The sequence below is a fragment of the Demequina aestuarii genome (genome assembly GCF_000975095.1).
GTDB lineage: Bacteria > Actinomycetota > Actinomycetes > Actinomycetales > Demequinaceae > Demequina > Demequina aestuarii.
This window is the reverse complement of record NZ_BBRD01000002.1, coordinates 144,524-163,655: the sequence shown is the minus strand read 5'-3', so window position 1 is coordinate 163,655 and position 19,132 is coordinate 144,524. Positions and strand designations below refer to the sequence as shown.

At 70.8% G+C, this 19,132-nt stretch carries 15 protein-coding genes; 11 read left to right on the top strand and 4 right to left on the bottom strand.

Annotated features, from left to right (window positions below; translation table 11 throughout):
* Positions 1 to 10: 10 nt before the first annotated feature.
* Positions 11 to 1,471, top strand: a complete 1,461-nt coding sequence (locus AOP72_RS12370; RefSeq protein ID WP_062137649.1) for a dihydrolipoamide acetyltransferase family protein — start codon at positions 11 to 13, stop codon at positions 1,469 to 1,471.
* An 81-nt stretch (positions 1,472 to 1,552) separates the two neighbouring features.
* A complete protein-coding gene (locus AOP72_RS13660) occupies positions 1,553 to 1,696 on the top strand; it encodes a hypothetical protein (protein WP_193746432.1) in 144 nt (47 codons plus the stop codon).
* Here AOP72_RS13660 and AOP72_RS12365 read toward each other — a convergent pair whose 3' ends face one another.
* Both AOP72_RS12365 and pgm read right to left on the bottom strand, forming a co-directional pair.
* Entirely contained in the window at positions 1,697 to 2,833 is a 1,137-nt protein-coding gene (locus AOP72_RS12365; protein ID WP_062137646.1) for a winged helix DNA-binding domain-containing protein, read from the bottom strand.
* Positions 2,834 to 3,010: 177 nt separating this feature from the next.
* On the bottom strand, positions 3,011 to 4,690 hold the full coding sequence (pgm, locus tag AOP72_RS12360) for a phosphoglucomutase (alpha-D-glucose-1,6-bisphosphate-dependent) (RefSeq protein WP_062137639.1): 1,680 nt from the start codon (positions 4,688 to 4,690) through the stop codon (positions 3,011 to 3,013).
* 127 nt (positions 4,691 to 4,817) lie between these two features.
* On the opposite strand from pgm, the gene AOP72_RS12355 reads away from it, so the two are divergent.
* On the top strand, positions 4,818 to 5,786 hold the full coding sequence (locus AOP72_RS12355) for a glycosyltransferase family 2 protein (RefSeq protein WP_084631946.1): 969 nt from the start codon (positions 4,818 to 4,820) through the stop codon (positions 5,784 to 5,786).
* Positions 5,783 to 6,736, top strand: a complete 954-nt coding sequence (gene pheA / locus AOP72_RS12350) for a prephenate dehydratase (protein ID WP_062137636.1) — start codon at positions 5,783 to 5,785, stop codon at positions 6,734 to 6,736. Before AOP72_RS12355 ends, pheA begins: the two co-directional genes overlap by 4 nt.
* Before the next feature lie 21 nt (positions 6,737 to 6,757).
* Here pheA and AOP72_RS12345 read toward each other — a convergent pair whose 3' ends face one another.
* Positions 6,758 to 7,984 carry a diacylglycerol/lipid kinase family protein gene (locus tag AOP72_RS12345; RefSeq protein ID WP_062137633.1) on the bottom strand — a complete coding sequence of 409 codons (1,227 nt, stop codon included), beginning with the start codon at positions 7,982 to 7,984 and terminating at the stop codon, positions 6,758 to 6,760.
* A 37-nt stretch (positions 7,985 to 8,021) separates the two neighbouring features.
* Here AOP72_RS12345 and serS point away from each other — a divergent pair, with 37 nt between their 5' ends.
* From serS to AOP72_RS12330, 3 genes are all read left to right on the top strand, one after another.
* Entirely contained in the window at positions 8,022 to 9,293 is a 1,272-nt protein-coding gene (serS, locus tag AOP72_RS12340; protein ID WP_062137630.1) for a serine--tRNA ligase, read from the top strand.
* 106 nt (positions 9,294 to 9,399) lie between these two features.
* Positions 9,400 to 10,260 (top strand): HAD family hydrolase, encoded by an 861-nt coding sequence (locus AOP72_RS12335; RefSeq protein ID WP_062137627.1) that lies wholly within the window; start codon positions 9,400 to 9,402, stop codon positions 10,258 to 10,260.
* An 80-nt stretch (positions 10,261 to 10,340) separates the two neighbouring features.
* Positions 10,341 to 11,573 carry an AGE family epimerase/isomerase gene (locus AOP72_RS12330; RefSeq protein ID WP_062137625.1) on the top strand — a complete coding sequence of 411 codons (1,233 nt, stop codon included), beginning with the start codon at positions 10,341 to 10,343 and terminating at the stop codon, positions 11,571 to 11,573.
* 57 nt (positions 11,574 to 11,630) lie between these two features.
* Here AOP72_RS12330 and AOP72_RS12325 read toward each other — a convergent pair whose 3' ends face one another.
* Positions 11,631 to 12,596: an NAD(P)H-quinone oxidoreductase gene (locus AOP72_RS12325; RefSeq protein WP_062137622.1), complete on the bottom strand. Its 966-nt coding sequence runs from the start codon at positions 12,594 to 12,596 to the stop codon at positions 11,631 to 11,633.
* A gap of 224 nt (positions 12,597 to 12,820) precedes the next feature.
* Here AOP72_RS12325 and AOP72_RS12320 point away from each other — a divergent pair, with 224 nt between their 5' ends.
* The 4 genes from AOP72_RS12320 to AOP72_RS12305 all read left to right on the top strand — a co-directional run bounded on the left by AOP72_RS12320 (position 12,821) and on the right by AOP72_RS12305 (position 19,131).
* Positions 12,821 to 17,626 (top strand): sensor histidine kinase, encoded by a 4,806-nt coding sequence (locus AOP72_RS12320; protein ID WP_062137619.1) that lies wholly within the window; start codon positions 12,821 to 12,823, stop codon positions 17,624 to 17,626.
* 73 nt (positions 17,627 to 17,699) lie between these two features.
* Positions 17,700 to 18,140, top strand: a complete 441-nt coding sequence (locus tag AOP72_RS12315; protein WP_062137616.1) for a roadblock/LC7 domain-containing protein — start codon at positions 17,700 to 17,702, stop codon at positions 18,138 to 18,140.
* Between the two features lie 15 nt (positions 18,141 to 18,155).
* Positions 18,156 to 18,551, top strand: a complete 396-nt coding sequence (locus AOP72_RS12310; protein ID WP_238581698.1) for a DUF742 domain-containing protein — start codon at positions 18,156 to 18,158, stop codon at positions 18,549 to 18,551.
* Positions 18,532 to 19,131: a GTP-binding protein gene (locus AOP72_RS12305; protein WP_062137613.1), complete on the top strand. Its 600-nt coding sequence runs from the start codon at positions 18,532 to 18,534 to the stop codon at positions 19,129 to 19,131. Before AOP72_RS12310 ends, AOP72_RS12305 begins: the two co-directional genes overlap by 20 nt.
* Position 19,132: the final 1 nt, after the last annotated feature.

Here is a 19,132-nt window from a genome sequence, read left to right as displayed (position 1 = left end):
GGAGCCCCGCATGCCGACTTTTGAGCAGTTCGCGATGCCGGACGCAGGCGAGGGCCTGACGGAGGCCGACATCGTCACCTGGATGGTGGCGCCCGGCGACGTCGTCGAGGTCAACCAGCCCATCGTCGAGATCGAGACCGCCAAGTCGCTGGTCGAGCTGCCGTGCCCGTTCGAGGGCGTGGTCTCGCGGCTGCTGGTGCAGGAGGGCGAGACCGTCGAGGTCGGCGTCGCCATCCTCGAGGTGGACGTGGATCCGAATGGGGAGGCGCCTTCGGAGGCTCCCTCCGCGGATGAGTCCGCGTCCGAGTCGCCATCGGCCGAACCGGTCCAGTCTGCTCGCTCCGCTCGCGAGGACCTCTCGGTCGACGCCGCCTCGACCGCTTCGCGGTCTGGCGCGCCTGAGACCAGTACCCCCGATGCGGCCGATGCGGGGGCGGCAGAGAGTTCCGACGAGGGCTCCGGTGCGGTGCTGGTCGGCTATGGCGTGAAGGCCGGGTCCGCTCATCGCAGGCCCCGCAAAGACGAGTCGGTCGAACCCGTGGGCGGCGCCCAGGACTTGGGCGACTACCCCGTGCTCGCGAAGCCGCCGGTCCGCAAGCTGGCACGCGACCTGGGCGTGGACCTCACGACCATCACCCCCTCTGGCCCGGGCGGCATGGTCACGCGCGAGGACGTCGAGCAGCAGGTCAAGGCCACGTCAGCGCAGACTCTCGCCACCTATCCGGGCGACGACCAGCCGTGGCTCGCCGCCGGCACCACTCAGTCGGATGGCCGCACCACGCGCGTCCCCGTGAAGTCGGTGCGCAAGCGCACGGCCGAGGCCATGGTGCAGTCCGCCTTCACCGCCCCGCATGTGACCGAGTTCCAGACGGTCGACGTCACGGAGACCATGAACCTGGTGAGCCGGCTCAAGCAGGACAAGGACTTCGCCGATGTGCGGGTCACCCCCCTGCTCATCGTGGCCAAGGCGCTGCTGCTCGCGGTGCGCCGTCACCCCGAGGTCAATGCCTCCTGGGACGACGCCGCGCAGGAGATCGTCTACAAGCACTACGTGAACCTCGGCATCGCGGCGTCCACGCCTCGCGGACTCGTGGTGCCCAACATCAAGGACGCCCACCGCCTCCCGCTGCACGAGCTCGCGCTCGAGCTGCAGCACCTTACGGCCGAGGCGCGCGCCGGCAAGCTCTCGCCCAGCTCGATGTCGGACGGCACCATCACGATCACCAACGTGGGGGCTCTCGGCATCGACACCGGCACGCCGATCCTCAATCCCGGCGAGGCCGCGATCCTGGCGTTCGGCGCGGTGCGGCAGCAGCCGTGGGTCCACGAAGGCGAGATCCAGATCCGCTGGGTCACTCAGTTGGCGCTCAGCTTCGACCACCGTCTTGTGGACGGCGGCCTCGGCGCGCGCCTGCTCTCCGACGTGGGACGCGTGATGAACGATCCCGCTCAGGGTCTCGTCTGGGGCTAGTCGCTACGCTGGCGTCGCCAGGTGAGGGGGCGCCAGTGACGCCACTGCCCGGCATCGAGGGCATTGGCGTCGATCGCGCGCGTGAACTGGACAGCCGCGCGACGAGGGCTGGCGTCGAATGGCAGGCTGGGACTCGCCGCGGTGGTGCTCGGCGTGCTCGCTCTCGCCGGTGTGGTGGGGATCGACGCGATCGCGATCATGGCCATCAGCCAGTTCACCGGCTGATCACTCGCCCCACGTGACCTGCACGTCCCGACCGAGGAACTCGCCGTAGCGCGCGAACTCCCGCTCGAACGCGGACCGGCTCGGAGCGTCCAGGGGTTCCAGCGGTGCGGCCTCCACTACGCAGGTGCGGGTGCGCAGCGTGCGCTTCCATGTGCCCACGACGCGGCCCTCGCGCACCAGGGTGGCGCGGAAGACCCCGTTGCGGCCGGGCACGACGGCCTGCAGCTCCTCGGGACGGAGCATCGCCTCGCGGTCCCCGTAGCCGAGCATGTACTCGTCGAAGCCGGGCGGCACCACGTGTCCGCCTGCCGACGGTGGCACGCCAGCGTCGAGGGCCTCGGCCGCCGCGATCATCGACCCGGACTCGGTCTCCACGATGCGCAGCGACTTCTTCGCGGCGGCGATGCCGGCACGACAGTCCCGGACCCCCAGGCCGGTCCACCGGGAGAAGTCCTTCACGGTGGCGGGGCCGCGGCCGCGGAAGTACCGCAGCGCGATCGTGGCGAGAGCCTCGTCGTGCTCGAGCGTGATCTGATCGGGCGCCCACTCGTCGAGCAGCGCGAAGGTCTGCTCCTTGCCCCCGCCTGCCGTCTCGCGGCTGGGGGTGACGCAGGTGATGCCCACCTGTGACGCGTACCAGAGCAGGTGGTAGCCCACCTGGCCGGGGGTCGCGATGCCCGCATCGGCCACGGCCTGGAGGCACTCCGACCGCGAGAGGCGGCGCCCTCCTCGGAGTGCGCCCTCGAGAGCGGCGTTGGAGCGCTCGACGGTGTCCTCCGTGATCCCCAGATACTCCCGCCGTCCGGCGGCGCCGGCAAGCGGCCTGGCAGACATGAGATCGAGCATCCACCGGGCGTCTCGCGAGGGCACCAGGTGGACGGTGCCGCGCATCGGCCACGTGCGCAGTGCCTCGCGGTTCTCGAGCGCCTGGGTGATGTCGTCCTCGGTGCGACCCGGCAGCCGGATCCCGAGCGACCACATGCCGCTCGCGAGGTCCTGCGCCTGCATGGCCCCCATCCACGTGACGACCTCACCGACTGACTGGTGGGGATGGTCGCCGCCCAGCAGCAGCGCGCGCATGCGCAGGGCGCGCACGTCGTCTGCCGACAGCACGGTGGGGGCGGAGAGGGTTGCCATGCGGCTCACGCTAGCGCTCCGCACCGACCCGCCGACACCGCACGGACGCGGCCTCGGCGAGGCAGGCGAGAGCCAGTCGAACCCGTCCGGACCTTGGCGGCCGTCCTGCGCGGTGTGCGCGCCCCACCCACGGCCGGTGGATCGAGAGTCCGCCCCGCCGACGGGAACGGCGCGGGGCTAGCCCTCGAGTGCCTCCGCGACCACCTCGCGCGCCGCCGCCTGCACCTCGCCCAGGTGCGACTCGGAGATGAACGACTCGGCGTAGATCTTGTAGACGTCCTCGGTGCCGGACGGGCGCGCGGCGAACCACGCGTCGGCCGTCGTGACCTTGAGGCCGCCGATGGCCGCGCCGTTCCCGGGGGCCTCAGTGAGCTTCGCCGTGATGTCCTGGCCCGCGAGACTGGTCGCCGCCACCTGGTCGGGCGACAGCCCCTTGAGGGTGTCCTTCTCCGCCTTCGTGGCGGGGGCGTCGACGCGGGCATACCAGCTCTCGCCCAGCTCGTTGGTGATCTCGCGGTGGCGCTGCGACGGACTCTTGCCAGTGGCGCCCGCGATCTCGGACGCGAGCAGGCACAGGATGATCCCGTCCTTGTCCGTGGTCCATGCGCGACCGTCGCGGCGCAGGAACGATGCGCCGGCGGACTCCTCGCCGCCAAAGCCCACCTCGCCGCTCAGCAGCCCGGGCACGAACCACTTGAATCCCACCGGCACCTCCTCCACGGTGCGGCCCAGCTGCTTGCCGACGCGGTCGATGAGGCTCGAGGACACGAGCGTCTTGCCGATCCGGGCGCCGGAGGGCCAGTCGGGACGCGCGCCGCCGTACAGATACGCGATGGCGGTCGCGAGGAAGTGGTTGGGGTTCATGAGGCCGCCGTCGCGCGTGACGATGCCGTGCCGGTCCGCGTCCGCGTCGTTGCCGGTGGCGAGGTCGTACGGAGCCTCGGGGTCGTCCATGAGCCCCCGCAGGCCCGCCATCGCGTACGGCGACGAGCAGTCCATGCGGATCTTGCCGTCCCAGTCGAGGTACATGGTCGGCCAGGCCGGGTCCACGGTCTCGTCGACCACCGTGAGGTCGAGCCGGTGCTCCTCCGCGATCGCACCCCAGTAGTCGACCGCAGCGCCGCCGAGCGGGTCCGCGCCGATGCGCACGCCGCCGGAGCGGATGGCCTCGAGGTCGATCACGCTCGGCAGGTCTCGAACGTAGTTCGCCATGAAGTCGTGACCCTTCACCTGGGGAGCGGTGCGGGCGAGGGCGTACCGCACGCGCGGGATCTGCCGCCACCTGCCGTCGACGAGGAACTCGTTGGCGCGGCGGGCGATCCACCCCGTCGCCTCCGCATCGGCCGGGCCTCCGTGAGGCGGGTTGTACTTGAATCCGCCGTCGCGCGGCGGGTTGTGCGAGGGCGTGACGACGATGCCGTCGGCGAGTCCGGGACCGGACGTGCGCAGGCCACCGGGGGACACGGCACCGTTGCTCGTGAGGATCGCGTGGCTCACCGCAGGGGTGGGCGTGTACCGGCCGCGAGCGTCGACGCGCACCTCGACCTCGGCGGCGACGAGCACCTCGATCGCCGTCTCCATCGCCGCCGTCGACAGGGCGTGGGTGTCGATGCCGAGGAACAGCGGGCCGTCGGTGCCCTGGGCGCGCCGGTACTCGACGATAGCGGCGGTGGTGGCGACGATGTGCGCCTCATTGAACGCGGTGTCGAAGGCGCTGCCGCGGTGACCCGAGGTGCCGAACACGACCAGCTGCTCCGGCTCTGACGGATCAGGAACCAGGTCGTAATACGCCGACAGCAGGGCTGACGGGTCGATGAGGTCTTCGGACTGGGCGGGTGTTCCGGCGCGCTCATGCATGTGACCCACTCTCCCACCATGGCGGGCCGTCCGGCAATCGGGGAGGTGCGCCCTGCAGGGTCACGAGACGTTTACGGTTCCGCAAACGTCTGACAAAACCACCCGGGTAGGGCGCTAGGCTTGGCGCGTGGCCGCGAAGCGCAAGGACAGCGCGTCCCCCTCGGCGGTCGACGGGGACGCGACTGCTGAGACGAGCCCGGTCGGCGAGGTCGCCGAGCGGGCGCCCGCTCCTGCTCGCAAGCGCCCTCTCACCTCCACTGCGCGGCGCCGCCGCTCCGTCAAGGAGCCGGCGGATCTGCGCGGAGCCGCGGCGCTGATCGTCGCCCACAACGAGGCGCGCCGCATCGCGGCGACGGTGCGTGCCGCGCGCGCCATCCCCGGAGTCGACCTGGTGCTCGTGGTGGACGACGCCTCGGGAGACAACACTCAGGAGCTCGCCCGCAAGGCCGGCGCCGTCGTGGTGCGTCACTCGCATCACCGCGGCCGCACGGCATCGGTGGAGACCGGCGCCTCCGTGATCGCGATGCGCGACGAGCCCGGTCGGCACGCTCGCGCGATCCTGCTCCTCCCCGGCGGACTGGGTCAGCACGCGATCGGCGCCGCACCGCTCGTGCCCGCCGTGACAGAGCACGTCGCGGACCTTGCTATCGCGCTGACCGAGGCCCCGGGCAAGGCGCCGAGCGCCTCGGCGAAGGCGGCCAGACGCGCCGTCGAGCGCGCATCGGGCTGGGTGCCCACGGAGCCACTCGGGCCCATCCGCTGCCTCACACGCGAGGCGCTCGAGGCCGCCATCCCGCTCGCCCACGGTGGCGGGCTCGAGGTGGGCATGACCATCGACGTGCTCCGTGCGGGTCTGACCGTGACCGAGGTCGAGTGCGAGGTGCGGCACAAGGCGCAGGCTGCGACCGGACGGTCGGCACCCGCTCGAGCCAGCCAGTACCGTGACGTCATGATGGCCGTGACCGCCCGCCGTGTCCGAGGTTCGCTCGCAGGAACGCGTGACGCCGTGGGACGGCGCCGGACGCGCGCCCTCTCCGCGAACGACACCGCCAGTGCGCCCGATGCGCGCTCGACGTCCGCGGAGGAGAGCCAGTGAGCGACGCTCCTCGCTACGCGTACCTGGGGCCCGAGGGAACCTTCACCGAGGCCGCACTGCGCATGATGGTCCCGGCCGATCAGGCTCGGTACCTGCCTGTGATCGACGTGCCGACGGCGATCGCCGCCGTGCGTGACGGCGAGGCGGACTACGCGGTCGTGGCCATCGAGAACACCGTCGAGGGCGGCGTCACCGCGACGCTCGACACGCTCGCGGAGGGGTCGCCGCTGGTGATCCTGGGCGAGACCGTGCTGCCCGTGGCGTTCGAGCTGCTGGTGCGCCCCGGCGTGCGGGTCTCGCGGATCAGGCGCGTGAGCGCGCACTCGCACGGCTGGGCGCAGGTGCGTCGGTGGGCGCATGCGACCCTCCCCGAGGCGGCCTTCGTCGCCTCGTCGTCGAACGCGGCCGCCGCACGCCTGCTTGCCGACTCGTCCGTGCCCGCAGACCAGGTGGGATTCGATGCGGCTCTGGCACCGCCGGGGACCGGTGCGGCGCTCGGCCTCGAGGTGCTCGCGGACAGGATCGCGGACAACGCCAATGCGGCCACCCGGTTCGTGCGGGTGGGCCGCCCCCAGGAGCCGCCGGCACCCACCGGTGCCGACAAGACCACGCTCGTGGTGCACCTCCCCACCGACAGGTCCGGCGCACTGCTGGAGATGCTCGAGCAGTTCGCGGTGCGGGGGGTCAATCTGTCCCGCATCGAGTCGCGGCCCATCGGCGATCGCCCGGGCGAGTACTCGTTCTCCATCGACGCCTTGGGCCACATCGAGGAGCAGCGCATGGCGGAGGCTCTCATCGGGCTGCGTCGCACCTGCCCGGTGGTCCGCTACCTGGGGTCGTACCCGGCGGTGCATCGTGAGGTCACGCCCATCGCCACGGGAACGGCCGACGCCGATTTCGCCTCTGCGCGTGCGTGGGTGGACGAACTGAGGCTCGGTCGCCACGCCTGAGCGGCGAGCGAGCGGAGCCGCCTAGCGGTCCCCGGTCGTCGCGTCGACGGCGTCGATGAACTCCTTGGCCTCCTGAGCGCCCTTCGGTTCCCTGGCCCCGCGTGTCTCGTCGATGGGCACGCGCACCGTGAGCGCGCCGTGCTCGACGAAAGCCGTCACCCTCTTCGCCCGTCCCAGCGACTCTCCGTCGACCTGCACGCGATAGGGGGCGTCCATGTCGATCTCCACCTTCTCGCCCCGCGCGTGGTCGATGCGCGAGACCCGCCATGCCCGCAGGAGCTCCGACTGCTTGATACCGGCTCCCTGGGCGATCACTGAGCCGAACAGGTCCGTCCAGCCGACGATGCCGGCTCGCGCATCGAGCGTGGCGATGTCGAGCTGTCCGTCGGTGATGGAGGCGTCGGGGATCAGCTGAAGGCCGCCCGGCAGGCGTCCCGCGTTGGCGACCAGGACGGTGCGCATCTCGTTCTGGATGGGCTCGGCGCCGTCGATCGAGACCGACGCCGTCATGCGCTTGTCGTGGAGGTGGCGCAGCGCGGCGAAGAAGTACGCCAGCCAGCCCAGACGTCGCTTGAGGGTGGGGTTGGTGCTCGCGACCATCTCCGCGTCCATGCCCGCGCCCGCCATCACCAGGAACAGGTAGCGGCCGTCCTCGCCATGACCGGAGAACGCCCGCTCGATGTCGAGGTAGCCCACGTCCACCGTGAGATCGTCCCCGTCGAGGACGGCCCGCAGCAGTGCCGGAGTGTCACCCACGGGGAAGTCGAGGTTGCGGGCGAACAGGTTGCCGGTGCCGAGCGGCAGGATGCCCATCGTCGCGCTCGTCCCGGCGCAGGCCTCGGCGACCGCGCGCACGGTGCCGTCGCCTCCCACGGCGACCACCACATCGGCGCCCGCCGCGATCGCGTCCCTCGCCATGCCGTAGCCCGGGTCCTCCTCCGTGGTGTGGAACCACATCGGCTGTGGGAGGTAGCGGATCGAGCAGGCGCGCAGCGCACGCTCGTGCATCTCCTGCACGCCCTCCTTGGTGGGATTCGCGATGAAGGCGATCGAGGGCTTGTCGGGGGAGTCGGCCGTGAAGCGCCCCGAGTTGCCCGGGATGGTCGAGCGCACCATCAGGACGCGCCGCCACATGCGGGGAACTGCGAGGGGGTCGCGTGCGCCGAGGCTCCTGACCAGGGTGATCGCCATGACGAGAGCGACCAGGCTGATGCCCAGAGCCACGGACCCGAGGATGGTGCCGAGCATGGGCTGAGCCTACGCTCCCGCGGCTAGACTCGCGGGCATGATCGACCTCAAGCTGCTGCGTGCCGAACCCGACGTCGTGAGGGAATCCCAGCGTTCTCGCGGGGCGGACCCGACCGTGGTCGACCAGGTGCTCGACGCGGACGCGACCCACCGCGCCGCCCTCGCGGACTTCGAGGCCCGCCGCGCCGAGCAGAAGGCGCTCGGCAAGGAGGTCGCCCAGGCGTCTGGCGACGCGAAGCAGCAGCTGCTGGTCCGCACCAAGCAGCTTGCCGGCCAGGTCAAGGAGCTTCAGGCGAGCGCCGATGCGGCCGCCGCCCGGGCCGTCGAGCTCGCCCGGTCACTGGGCAACATCCCCGAGCCCGGAGTGCCCAGCGGCGGCGAGGACGACTTCACGGTGCTGCGCCAGGAGGGCGAGCCTCGCGACTTCGGCGCCGAGGGCGTCGAGGTGCAGGATCACCTCGCGATTGGCGAGAGGCTGCGCGCGATCGACATGGAGCGCGGCGCGAAGGTCTCCGGCGCCCGCTTCTACTTCCTCACCGGCGTCGGCGCGCGGCTCGAGCTCGCGATCCTCAATGCCGCCATGGGGATCGCTCAGGACGCGGGCTTCACGCCCATGATCACGCCCACGCTGGTGCGCCCTGAGACCATGGCCGGCACCGGATTCCTGGGGGCCCACGCGGACGAGATCTACTACCTCGAACGCGACGACCTGTACCTCACGGGAACCTCTGAGGTGGCGCTCGCGGGCTATCACACCGACGAGATCCTCGACCTGTCCAGCGGTCCGCTCCGCTACGCCGGCTGGAGCGCGTGCTACCGCCGCGAGGCTGGCTCCGCCGGCCGCGACACCCGCGGCATCATCCGCGTGCACCAGTTCCACAAGGTGGAGATGTTCAGCTACGTCACGGCGGCCGATGCCGCGGCGGAGCACGCGCGATTCCTGGAGATCCAGGAGCGCATGCTGCAGGCTCTCGAGCTCCCGTACCGACTGATCGACACCGCCGCCGGCGACCTGGGGTCCTCGGCGGCGCGCAAGTTCGACTGCGAGGCATGGCTCCCCAGCCAGGAGCGCTGGATGGAGGTCACGTCCACGTCGAACTGCACGACGTACCAGGCGCGCCGGCTCGCGATCCGCGAACGTGGGGACAACGGCACCACGCCCGTCGCGACCATCAACGGCACCATCGGCACCACGCGGTGGATCGTGGCGCTGCTCGAGAACCACCAGCAGGCCGATGGCAGCGTTCACGTCCCCGAGATCCTGCGCCCCTATCTGGGTGGCCTCAAGCGCCTGGAGCCCGTCGCCTGACCCCGGCCGCTCGGCCCGACCCGAACCGCGCATCGGCCGCGCCGTGCTCGGGCCTGAGCGGGCGCGCGTTCACTTCGGCGTTGGGTGCCCGTCGTAGGCTCGTCGCATGAGCCAGACCCCCGACCAGCTTCGACCCCCTCTCGACAACGACGCGTGGCGACTGGTCGGGCTCGACATCGACGGCACGCTGATGCACTGGGGCGGCGACATCACTCCGGCCGTGGTCCGCGCGGTGGAGCAGGTGCGCATGTGCCGCAACCACGTGATCCTCGCGACCGGGCGCAACATCATCGGCACCATGCCCGTCGCGCAGGCGCTCGGCATCCGGCGTGGCTGGGCGGTGTGCTCGAACGGCGCCGTGACCATCCGTCTCAATCCCGCGAGCCCTGGCGGCTATGACATCGTCGAGACGGTCACCTTCGACCCCCGCGCCGCTCTCGAGCTGATCCGGGAGGAGATGCCCGACGCCTTCTTCGCGGTCGAAGACCTCGGCGTCGGCTTCCGCGTCAACCGCGAGTTCCCGATGGGCGAGCTCGTGGGCCGCCAGCGGGTGGTCGACGACTTCGACGACCTGGCGCACGGAGAGGCGACCCGGGTCGTGATCCGCGCCCCCGGCGTGGATGTGAGCCACTTCGACGACCTCGTCCACCGCATCGGGCTCTCCGACGTCACGTACGCGGTGGGGTACTCCGCGTGGCTCGATCTGACCCCGCCCAACGTGTCGAAGGCCTCGGCGCTCGAGGCGCTGCGACGGCAGCTGGGGGTCTACCCGGATCACACCGTCGCGGCCGGCGACGGCAACAACGACACTGAGATGCTCCGGTGGGCCGGGCACTCCGCTGCGATGGCGACCGCGCCAGAACACGTGCGCGATGTCGCCAATGAGGTGTTGGGCTCGGTCGAGGAGGACGGCATCCTGCCGCTCCTGGAACGACTCATCGACCCGGACCGACTCGCGGTTCTCTAGCCGCCATCGATTCCAGGCGGACCGCTCCCGCTCCGACGCGGCACTCCCTCCTGAACTGCACGACCCCCTAGGCTCGTGTCATGACGTGGCTCACAACCCCTGCCCACCATCGTTGGCTCGAGGCGGAGGCCGACCGCCTCCTGGAATTCGGTGCCGGCAGCGCGGATCCCAGTGGAGGGTTCGGCTGGCTTGATGAGGCGGGCGAACTCGTCGAGAGCCACGACGTGGAGCTATGGATCACGTGCCGCATGACTCACAGTTTCGCGCTCGCGACGCTCATGGGGAGACCGGGTGCGACCGCGCTCGTCGATCACGGCCTCGACGCGCTGCGTGGTCGGCTGCGCGACCACGAGCACGGCGGCTGGTTCGCCGCGGTGGGTCCGGACGGCCCCACCAATACCGCGAAGGAGGCGTACGGCCACGCGTTCGTGATCCTCGCCGCCGCATCGGCGACGGCAGCCGGGCGCCCCGAGGCCCGTGAGCTGCTCGACGAGGCGATCGCGATCCACACCGAGCACTTCTGGGACGACGAGGCCGGCATGAGCCGGGAGGCCTTCGCGCGGGATTGGTCCGGCGAGGAGGACTACCGCGGCATCAACGCGAACATGCACACGCTCGAGGCATACCTCGCTGCTGCGGACGTCACCGGGGACAAGGAACTGCTGCAGCGCGCCCTGCGCATCGCCGAGCGCGCCGTTCACGTCTACGCCCGCGGCAACGACTGGCGCCTGCCCGAGCACTTCGACGCCCACTGGGAGCCGGTGCTGTCGTACAACGAGGACTCGCCCGCGCACCCCTTCCGGCCCTATGGCGCGACCATCGGTCACTGGTTCGAGTGGGCGAGACTCACGCTGCAGCTGGCGGCGTCGCTCCAACAGTCCGGGCTCGCCCACCCGGAGTGGATGCGCGAGGATGCCTGCGCCCTCTACGACGCAGGGGTGCGCGAGGGCTGGAGCGTCGACGGCGCCACCGGCTTCGTCTACACCGTGGACTGGGAGGGCCGCCCCGTGGTCCGTGAGCGCATGCACTGGGTCGCGGCCGAGGCGATCGGCGCGGCCGCCGTCCTGTGGCAGGTGACGCGCCTGCCCGCCTATGCGGAGCAGTACCAGCGCTGGTGGGACTACGTCGGCGAGCACCACCTGGACCGGGAAGGCGGCTCGTGGTGGCACGAGCTGGGGACCGACAACCGCGTATCGCGCACGGTGTGGGAAGGCAAGGCGGACATCTACCACGCCCTCCAGGCCACCCTCATCCCGCGCCTGCCGGCCTCACCGGCGCTCGCGGCCTCGCTTGCGGCGGGCAACCTGCACTGACCCGATCCGCACCGGCGTCGCCGGGCCAGCCGGCCCATCGACGAGCGCGGTCGGGTATCAGGGGTCGGTCGTCAGCACGACCTTGCCGAACACGTCACCGCTGTCGAGCGCCCGATGCGCGTCGGCGGCGCTCTCGAGCGGCTCGGTGACGTGGATGATCGGCCGCACCTGGCCCGGCACGAGGGGCCACACGTGCTCTCGCACTGCCGCGACGATCGCCTGGCGCTCCGCGAGCGGTCGCGACCGGAGCGTGGTGCCGATGATGCGCGCCCGCATCATGAGCAGTCGGCCCAGGTCGAGCTCCGCGCGCGCGCCGCGCTGCATCCCGATCACGACGAGCCTGCCCCCTGTCGCGAGCGCCTCGAGGTTGCGCGCGAGGTACGCGCCGCCGACGACGTCGAGGATCACGTCTGCGCCACCGGCGTTCGTCATCACCGTCGTGAAGTCGTCGGCGCGATAGTCGATCGCACGGGCGCCGAGAGCGGCGCACCGCGCGGCTCGCTCCGGACCGCCCGCGGTCGCCCACACCTCCATGTCCAGCGCCGCGGCGATCTGAATCGCGATGTGGCCCACTCCGCCAGAGCCGCCGTGCACGAGCACGCGCTCGCCAGCCCGCGCATCGGCCTCGTGAAGGTTGGACCACACGGTGCAGGCGGCTTCGACGAGTCCGGCCGCCTCCACCATGGTCAGTCCATCTGGGACGGGGAGCGCGAGGTCGGCGTCGACGGCGACCTGGTCCGCGTAGCCTCCTCCCGGCAGCAGCGCGCACACCTCGTCTCCGACCTGCCAGCGAGTGACCGCGTCCCCGATCTCGGCCACCACTCCGGCGACCTCGAGCCCCGGCCACGGCGGAGCGCCCGGGGGTGACGGGTAGCGGCCTTCGCGCTGCAGGAGGTCTGCTCGGTTGACGCCTGCGGCACGCACCTGGATCAGGATGTCGTGAGTCCCCACCTGCGGGGAGGGAGCCTCCCCGATCGTGAGCACCTCTGGTCCGCCGAATCCGTGCGAAGTGGCGATTCTCACACCATTACCCCCGTTTCTTCACGTCATAGTCGGGCCGCTGTAGCGTCTCTGTCCATAGCGAGTCCTAGGATTACAGGTTCTCGGCGGGGCGGCCGATAACTGTGGAGTCCTCACGCTGTGTAGCGTGTCCGGCGTTCGGAAGCCACAGTCGTGGCGGCTCATGAGGGAGAGAGTAGATGCTCCAGAGGCTAGGTATCCGCGGGAAACTCCTCGCGGTAGTCGCGGTGCCCATTCTGGTGCTGGTGTTGGCGGCCGGGTTCATCGGTTTCGGCTCCCTGCAGGACCTGAGTTCGGCACGCAATGCCGAAGCGCTCATCGACACGCTCGACCGCGCCCGCACCCTGAGAGCCGACCTCCAGGACGAGCGTGCTGCGACCGCGAACTTCGTCCACGTGGCGCAGGACACGGAGAGCAAGCTCAACGAGGCGTACGGGTTCACCGACACCGCGCTCACCAGCCTCGACACGGCCATCACCGAATCGGGCGCCGAGGACCCTGAGGCGATCCGCGCGCAGCTGAACGCGGCGATCGGACGCGACGGCACCTCGTACATGACTGCCGAGCGCGCGCTCCAGATCGCCCCGGCGACAGAGGAGTCCGGCGGCTGGGCAGTGTTCCCCGCCGAGGACGCGATCGCGTCGATGCAGGCCGGCTATGCCGCCGCAGTGGAAGGCGTCAACGCGCTCGACGAGTCGCTCTCCGAGGACCTGGGCCTGTCGACGCTGCTCTCAGCGCTGGCGTTCCGCCTCAATGTCGAGAGCGAGTTCGCGACGAGCCTGTTCACCGAGCCCCTCGCCTACGTGGAGCCGATGGAGGCTGCAGCCGCCAGCGTCGACGCAGGCGTCGAGGCACTGCGCGGTTCGGCCGCCGCGCTCGGCGGCAGCGAGGAGAACACTCAGGTGGTCGCAGCGCTCCTCGAAGGGGAGGACGCGGTCGCGTCCATGCCCGAGATCCGCGCTGACGCGCGGTCGCTGGGGACGGGCCCCGTGTCGCTGACGGCTTTCTACACCGGCATCATCGAGACCATCGTGTCCTCGTCCGACGACGTGGCCGTCGCGATGGCCGACCGTGAACTCGTGTCGACCGTGCAGGCGTACGGTGACCTCGACACCCTGGTCGAGAACGTCAAGCACGAAGAGGTCGTGTTCCAGCGACTCATCCGGGCGGGACGGTTCCTCCCTGGCGAGGCCGCGCAGGCGCGCACCATGGCGACCGCGACTGACATCGCGCTCGCGGAGGCGCAGGATGCGTCCGCAGGCATCTCGGGGGCCGATGAGGTCCCCCCCTTCGGCTCTGACACGGACCAGGCGACCACGTTCGCCTCCGTTCGTACCCAGGTGCTCACTGGCCTGGACTCCTCGCTGTTCACCGCTCGCACGGCCGACTGGAGCGGCGTGGTGGCGGATGAGCTCCGTGTCTACGAGCCTCTCCGCGAGGACATGTGGTCGCGTGTGGAGTCCGGTGCCTCGAGCAACGCGCAGAATGCGCTGCTGTCGACGATCGTCACGATCGTCGCGATCGTCGCGGTCATCATCGTGTCGCTCGTGATCGCGCTCGTGATCGCGCGTCGCATCATCGGACCGCTGCGACGCCTGACCACGACCGCCACCGCGGTGCGGCAGGAACTGCCTCGACTGGTGGAGCGCGTCGCGATCCCCGGTGAGACCGTCGACGTCTCCGAGGTGCAGATCCCCGTGGAGTCCCGCGACGAGGTGGGACGACTGGCCGAGGCGTTCAACGGCGTCAACGCAGCGACCCTCGCGATCGCCGGCGAGCAGGCCGCGCTGCGTGGTTCGATCTCCGAGATGTTCGTCAATGTCGCTCGCCGCGACCAGGTGCTGCTGAACCGTCAGCTGTCCTCGATCGACGAGATGGAGCGCTCCGAGGACAACCAGGAGACTCTCACCAAGCTGTTCGCCCTCGACCACCTCGCGACGCGAATGCGACGGAACTCCGAGTCGCTGCTGGTGCTCGCAGGCATCGACACCGGACGCCGACTGCGTCGCCCCATGCCGCTGTCCGACGTGGTCCGCACCGCATCGTCCGAGATCGAGCTGTACGAGCGAGTCCAGCTCGAACTTGACGCCGACCCCGCCATGCTTGGCCACTCCGCCCTGACGGCGGCGCACCTGTTCGCGGAGCTGCTCGAGAACGCGACGGTGTTCTCCGACCCCGGCAGCGCCGTCGTGGTCCGCACCTTCGAGCGCGGCGATGAGTACGTGGTGGAGATCGAGGACTCCGGCATCGGCATGACCGAGAAGGAACTCGATGCCGCGAACGCGCGCGTCGCCTCCACCGCGGCATCGGAGATCCTCGGTGCCCAGCGACTGGGACTGTTCGTGGTCGGGCGCATCGCGCGCCGCGTGGGTGCTCGAGTGGAGCTGAAGTCTGAGGAAGGCGCAGGCACGCTCGCGACGGTCACCATGCCGCGGGCACTGTTCGCGAAGGAGGAGGCCCCCGCGCCGCACCACCTGTCGTCCACCGCCGTCGACCAGAATCTGCACGCCCCGACCGCCCTCGTCACCCACGACGAGGCGGAGGAGATCACCGAGACCACGCGCCTTCCTGAGCGCGAGGGAGCACGGGTCGACGCGTACACGCCGACGGCGGTCGAGGAAGGCGTCAGCCTCGCGGGACGCGGGAGCACCGGCGAGCCCGAGCGCGACTCGATCGACGCTCTCATCGCCGCCGACGCGGCCAGCGCGCCCGTGGCGGAGGCGACCAACCCCGAGGACCTGACGAGCGGTGCTGCGGCGTCGGGGCTCCCGGCACGCCGTCGCCGCGAGGCCCCGTCGCCCGCGGACGCCCAGCGGGAACGGGCGTCCATCGTGGGTCTGCCCGCCCGGGCGACCGATGCCCAGCTGTCTGCTCTCGAGGCGGAGCAGGCGGGCGGGTTCACGCCCGCCATCTCGCCGACAGAGGTCACCCCGCAGTCGCCGGAGCAGCGCTCCTCGATGTTCCGCGGCTTCCGCTCTCGTCGCGAGACCGAGCAGGAGGCGGCTACGTCTCCCCAGGCCTCGTTCGGGCCAGAGCTGCCCAAACGCGAGCCGATGCCCGCCCCCGAGCTCGAGCCCGATGAGCTCGCGACCGATCATGCCGTCGCCCCCGACGCGGGCCACACCGCCGACTCCGCGCCTCACGCCGACACGGCCGAGGTCGCCGGCGCCGCAGGGGCCGCCGCGTTCTTCTCACGCCGCGACCGAGGGCCGGCGGACGTCGAGGCCGAGAGTGCCGCCGCACCCGCCTTCGAGCCCGACGTCCCGGACTCGCACGACACCATCGCGAGCGTGGACGCTCCGTCCGCGCCGAATGCGGCCGAGTCGCTGCCCGTCTTCCGCATGCCCAAGGTGGATGTCACGCCGTCCCCCGCCGCCACCCCTGAGCCGACTCCTGTCGACACCCCGGTGTTCGAGTACGACGACGCGCCCGAGGAGGCTGGTGCACCGGCCCCGGCCGTCGACCCGGGACCGTTCGTCGTGCCGTCTCTCGAGGCGGATGAGGATGAGTACCAGGCCCCCGCGCCGTCGTACGAGCCCGCTCCCTATGGTGGCGTCGAGCAGGTCTCGCTCGTCGATGACGAGCTTCCTCACGCCGGGTCCCCCTATGACGCGCCGAGCACGGACCACGCCGACGCTGCTGACCCGTTCGCGCCCACGCCGTATGACGCACCCGTGGCGCACGAAGCCCCCGGCGCCTACGACGCCCCTGGCGTGCACGACGCTCCCGCTCCGTACGAGGCGCCCGGCGCGTACGACACGCCCTCCGCCCCGAGCGCCGCCGATCAGCCGTGGCTCGCGGAGCCCACGCAGGGCGACGCGCCTGCTGAGGACGCGGCGTTTGCTCCCGGATTCATGGCGAGCCCGCAGGCACCCATCGACCATGACGCTCCTGTGGCGGATGCGCCCCGAGAGCCGCAGGCCGCGTCGCCCGTCGAAGGCGCCGTTCCGAGCGACGCTCCCGCCGCGGCGTGGGGCGGCGAGCCCGCGTCCGAGTCCGAGCGAAACCCCAGCCTCGATGAGCTGATTCAGAGCGCCGTCGACGATGAGACCGAGCAGCGCCCGGGATTCTTCTCACGGCTGTTCGGCAGGGGCCGCCGCGGCGACTCCGCCGCGGAACCGGGCACGGCCGCGAGCGCTGGCGCTCCCGCTGCGCCGTGGGCGGCCACGGACGCCGCTCGATCCGCGTCCAGCGCGCCGTCGACCCCGGCACCGGGCGGGTACCTGCCGATGACGGAGCCCGTGGTGCAGCCGTCGTCGTGGCAGTCGGCCCCCGAACCCGCATCGGCCCCCGAGAGCGAGGCGCCGAGCAGCGCTTCCGCCCCCGCCCCGTGGGAGCCCGCGCCGACATCGTTCGCGCCCGAGGCCTCCTCGCCGGCTCCCGAGGCCGCCCAGCCGGAGCCGTCCGCGTCCGCACCGTGGCTGCAGTCCGCGCCTCAGCCGGAGGCACCCGCACCGTGGGAGCGAGCCGAGCCCACCGTCCCCGCTGAGCCCCCGTCTGCCGCACCGCAGTCGTTCCAGCCCGATGTCGGAGCGAGCCCCGAGGCCAACGCCTGGGACGCGTCTCAGACCGTGAACTCGGCCGAGCCGCCCTCGGACTCCAGCGCCACGGCGTACAGCCCTGACGAGCTCGCGAAGGCGTCCGGATGGGAGGCTGCGGGAGCCAGTGCTCTCCAGGCGGCCGAGCCCGAAGGCGCCACCACCTACCAGCCGGTGATCCAGCCTGACAATGGCGGCGATGACATGGGCGGCGCGGATCTCACCAGTGCGGTGTTCTCAGAGCTGAGCTCGCTCGCGGCGGAGCGGCCCAAGGTCGAGAAGACCCGTGCGGGCCTGCAGCGTCGCCGTCCCACCAATGCGGACCCGGTCGAGGTCACTCCGATCCAGGAGGACGCCTCGCTGGCGCCCGCGGACCGGGATGCCGATGCGGTACGCAGTCGCTTCAGTTCCTTCTACTCGGGCACGAAGAGGGCGCGCGACGACGTTGCGGCCTTCGAGCGCCAGACCGAGCCTGCGGAGGCCTCCGACTCATGAGAGCCTTCGCGAGTACCATCCCCACCATCGAGAACTCGCTCCGTCCCCGGAGCGGCCAATGCAAGGAGACGCAGTGACCGAGCTCAGCACCGAGGCCACCAACTTCGGATGGCTGCTGGACAATTTCGTCCAGACAGTCCCCGGGACGCGACACACGCTGGTGGTGAGCGCGGATGGACTGCTCATGGCGATGTCCAAGAACCTCGACCGCACGGGAGGCGACACTCTCGCCGCCGTCGTGTCCGGGATGGCGAGCCTCACTCGTGGCGCCGCACGTCAGCTCCAGGCAGGCGAGGTGCGCCAGTCGATCATCGAGATGGACGAGCTCTTCCTGTTCCTCATGAGCGTCTCCAACGGCTCGGTGCTCGCGGTCGCTGCAGACTCGACGTGCGACGTCGGCCTGGTCGGCTACGAGATGACCCTGCTCGTCTCGCGCACCGAGAACGCCCTCACGCCGCAGCTCATCACCGAGATGCGCCAGAACCTGCCGACAGACGGTCACCTGCGTTCCTAAGGAGGGACGGCCGCGATGACAGACTCGATGACGCCGCTGGGCGACGAGGAGACCTACGCGGTCCGTCCGTACGCCGTCACGGGCGGCCGTGTGAGCGCGGCGAGCACGACCCTCCCCATGGAGGCGCTCGTCGAAGCCCGCTCCGACCCACAGACTTTGAAGGGGCTGACCCCCGAGAAGAAGAAGATCCTGCAGCTCGCTGCAGGTCAATATCAATCCATCGCCGAGCTCTCGGCCCACACCCGGCTTCCGCTCGGAGTGGTCCGCGTGCTGGTGACGGATCTTGCTGAAGACAACTATCTGACGATCTACACCGGCGGAACGGCCGATGACAAGTCGACCCACGACGAGTCCGGTGGCCTATCCCTGAGCCTTCTGGAGAGTGTCCTTGATGGCATCGCAGCCCTCTGACGCGGCGGTCGCAAACCCCGCGTCTCCCACCGCCCCCACCGTCGTCAAGATCGTCATCGCTGGCGGCTTCGCGGTGGGCAAGACCACGTTCATCGGTTCCATCTCCGATATCGACCCCCTCAACACTGAGGCGGCGATGACGGAGAAGTCCATCGGCATCGACGATGCCGGAGGCGTGACCGACCGCAAGACGACCACCACGGTCGCCATGGACTTCGGGCGCATCGCGCTGCCCGGCTCGCTGTGGCTGTACCTGTTCGGCACTCCTGGCCAGGACCGGTTCCTGTTCATGTGGGACGACCTGGTGCGCGGTGCCATCGGTGCCGTGGTGCTCGTCGACACTGAGCGCCTCGACCAGTGCTTCCCGGCCGTCGACTACTTCGAGGGCCGCGGCGTGCCGTTCGTGGTGTGCGTCAACTGCTTCGACGGCGTCGCTCGGCACACGCTCGAGGATGTCCGTGAGGCGCTCGGCATCCCCGAGGGAACACCCATCATGTACACGGATGCCCGCGAGAAGGCTGCGACCAAGCAGGCGCTGATCGCGGTGGTCCAGCTCGCCATGCGCCAGCTCTCGAAGTAGT

Bases quoted from the DNA above. Each gene is read 5' to 3' on its own strand.
- AOP72_RS12370 (WP_062137649.1), top strand. From the start codon at position 11: ATGCCGACTTTTGAGCAGTTCGCGATGCCGGACGCAGGCGAGGGCCTG.
- AOP72_RS12365 (WP_062137646.1), bottom strand. From the start codon at position 2,833: ATGGCAACCCTCTCCGCCCCCACCGTGCTGTCGGCAGACGACGTGCGC.
- pgm (WP_062137639.1), bottom strand. From the start codon at position 4,690: ATGCATGAGCGCGCCGGAACACCCGCCCAGTCCGAAGACCTCATCGAC.
- AOP72_RS12345 (WP_062137633.1), bottom strand. From the start codon at position 7,984: ATGCTCGGCACCATCCTCGGGTCCGTGGCTCTGGGCATCAGCCTGGTC.
- serS (WP_062137630.1), top strand. From the start codon at position 8,022: ATGATCGACCTCAAGCTGCTGCGTGCCGAACCCGACGTCGTGAGGGAA.
- AOP72_RS12335 (WP_062137627.1), top strand. From the start codon at position 9,400: ATGAGCCAGACCCCCGACCAGCTTCGACCCCCTCTCGACAACGACGCG.
- AOP72_RS12330 (WP_062137625.1), top strand. From the start codon at position 10,341: ATGACGTGGCTCACAACCCCTGCCCACCATCGTTGGCTCGAGGCGGAG.
- AOP72_RS12310 (WP_238581698.1), top strand. From the start codon at position 18,156: ATGACAGACTCGATGACGCCGCTGGGCGACGAGGAGACCTACGCGGTC.
- AOP72_RS12305 (WP_062137613.1), top strand. From the start codon at position 18,532: ATGGCATCGCAGCCCTCTGACGCGGCGGTCGCAAACCCCGCGTCTCCC.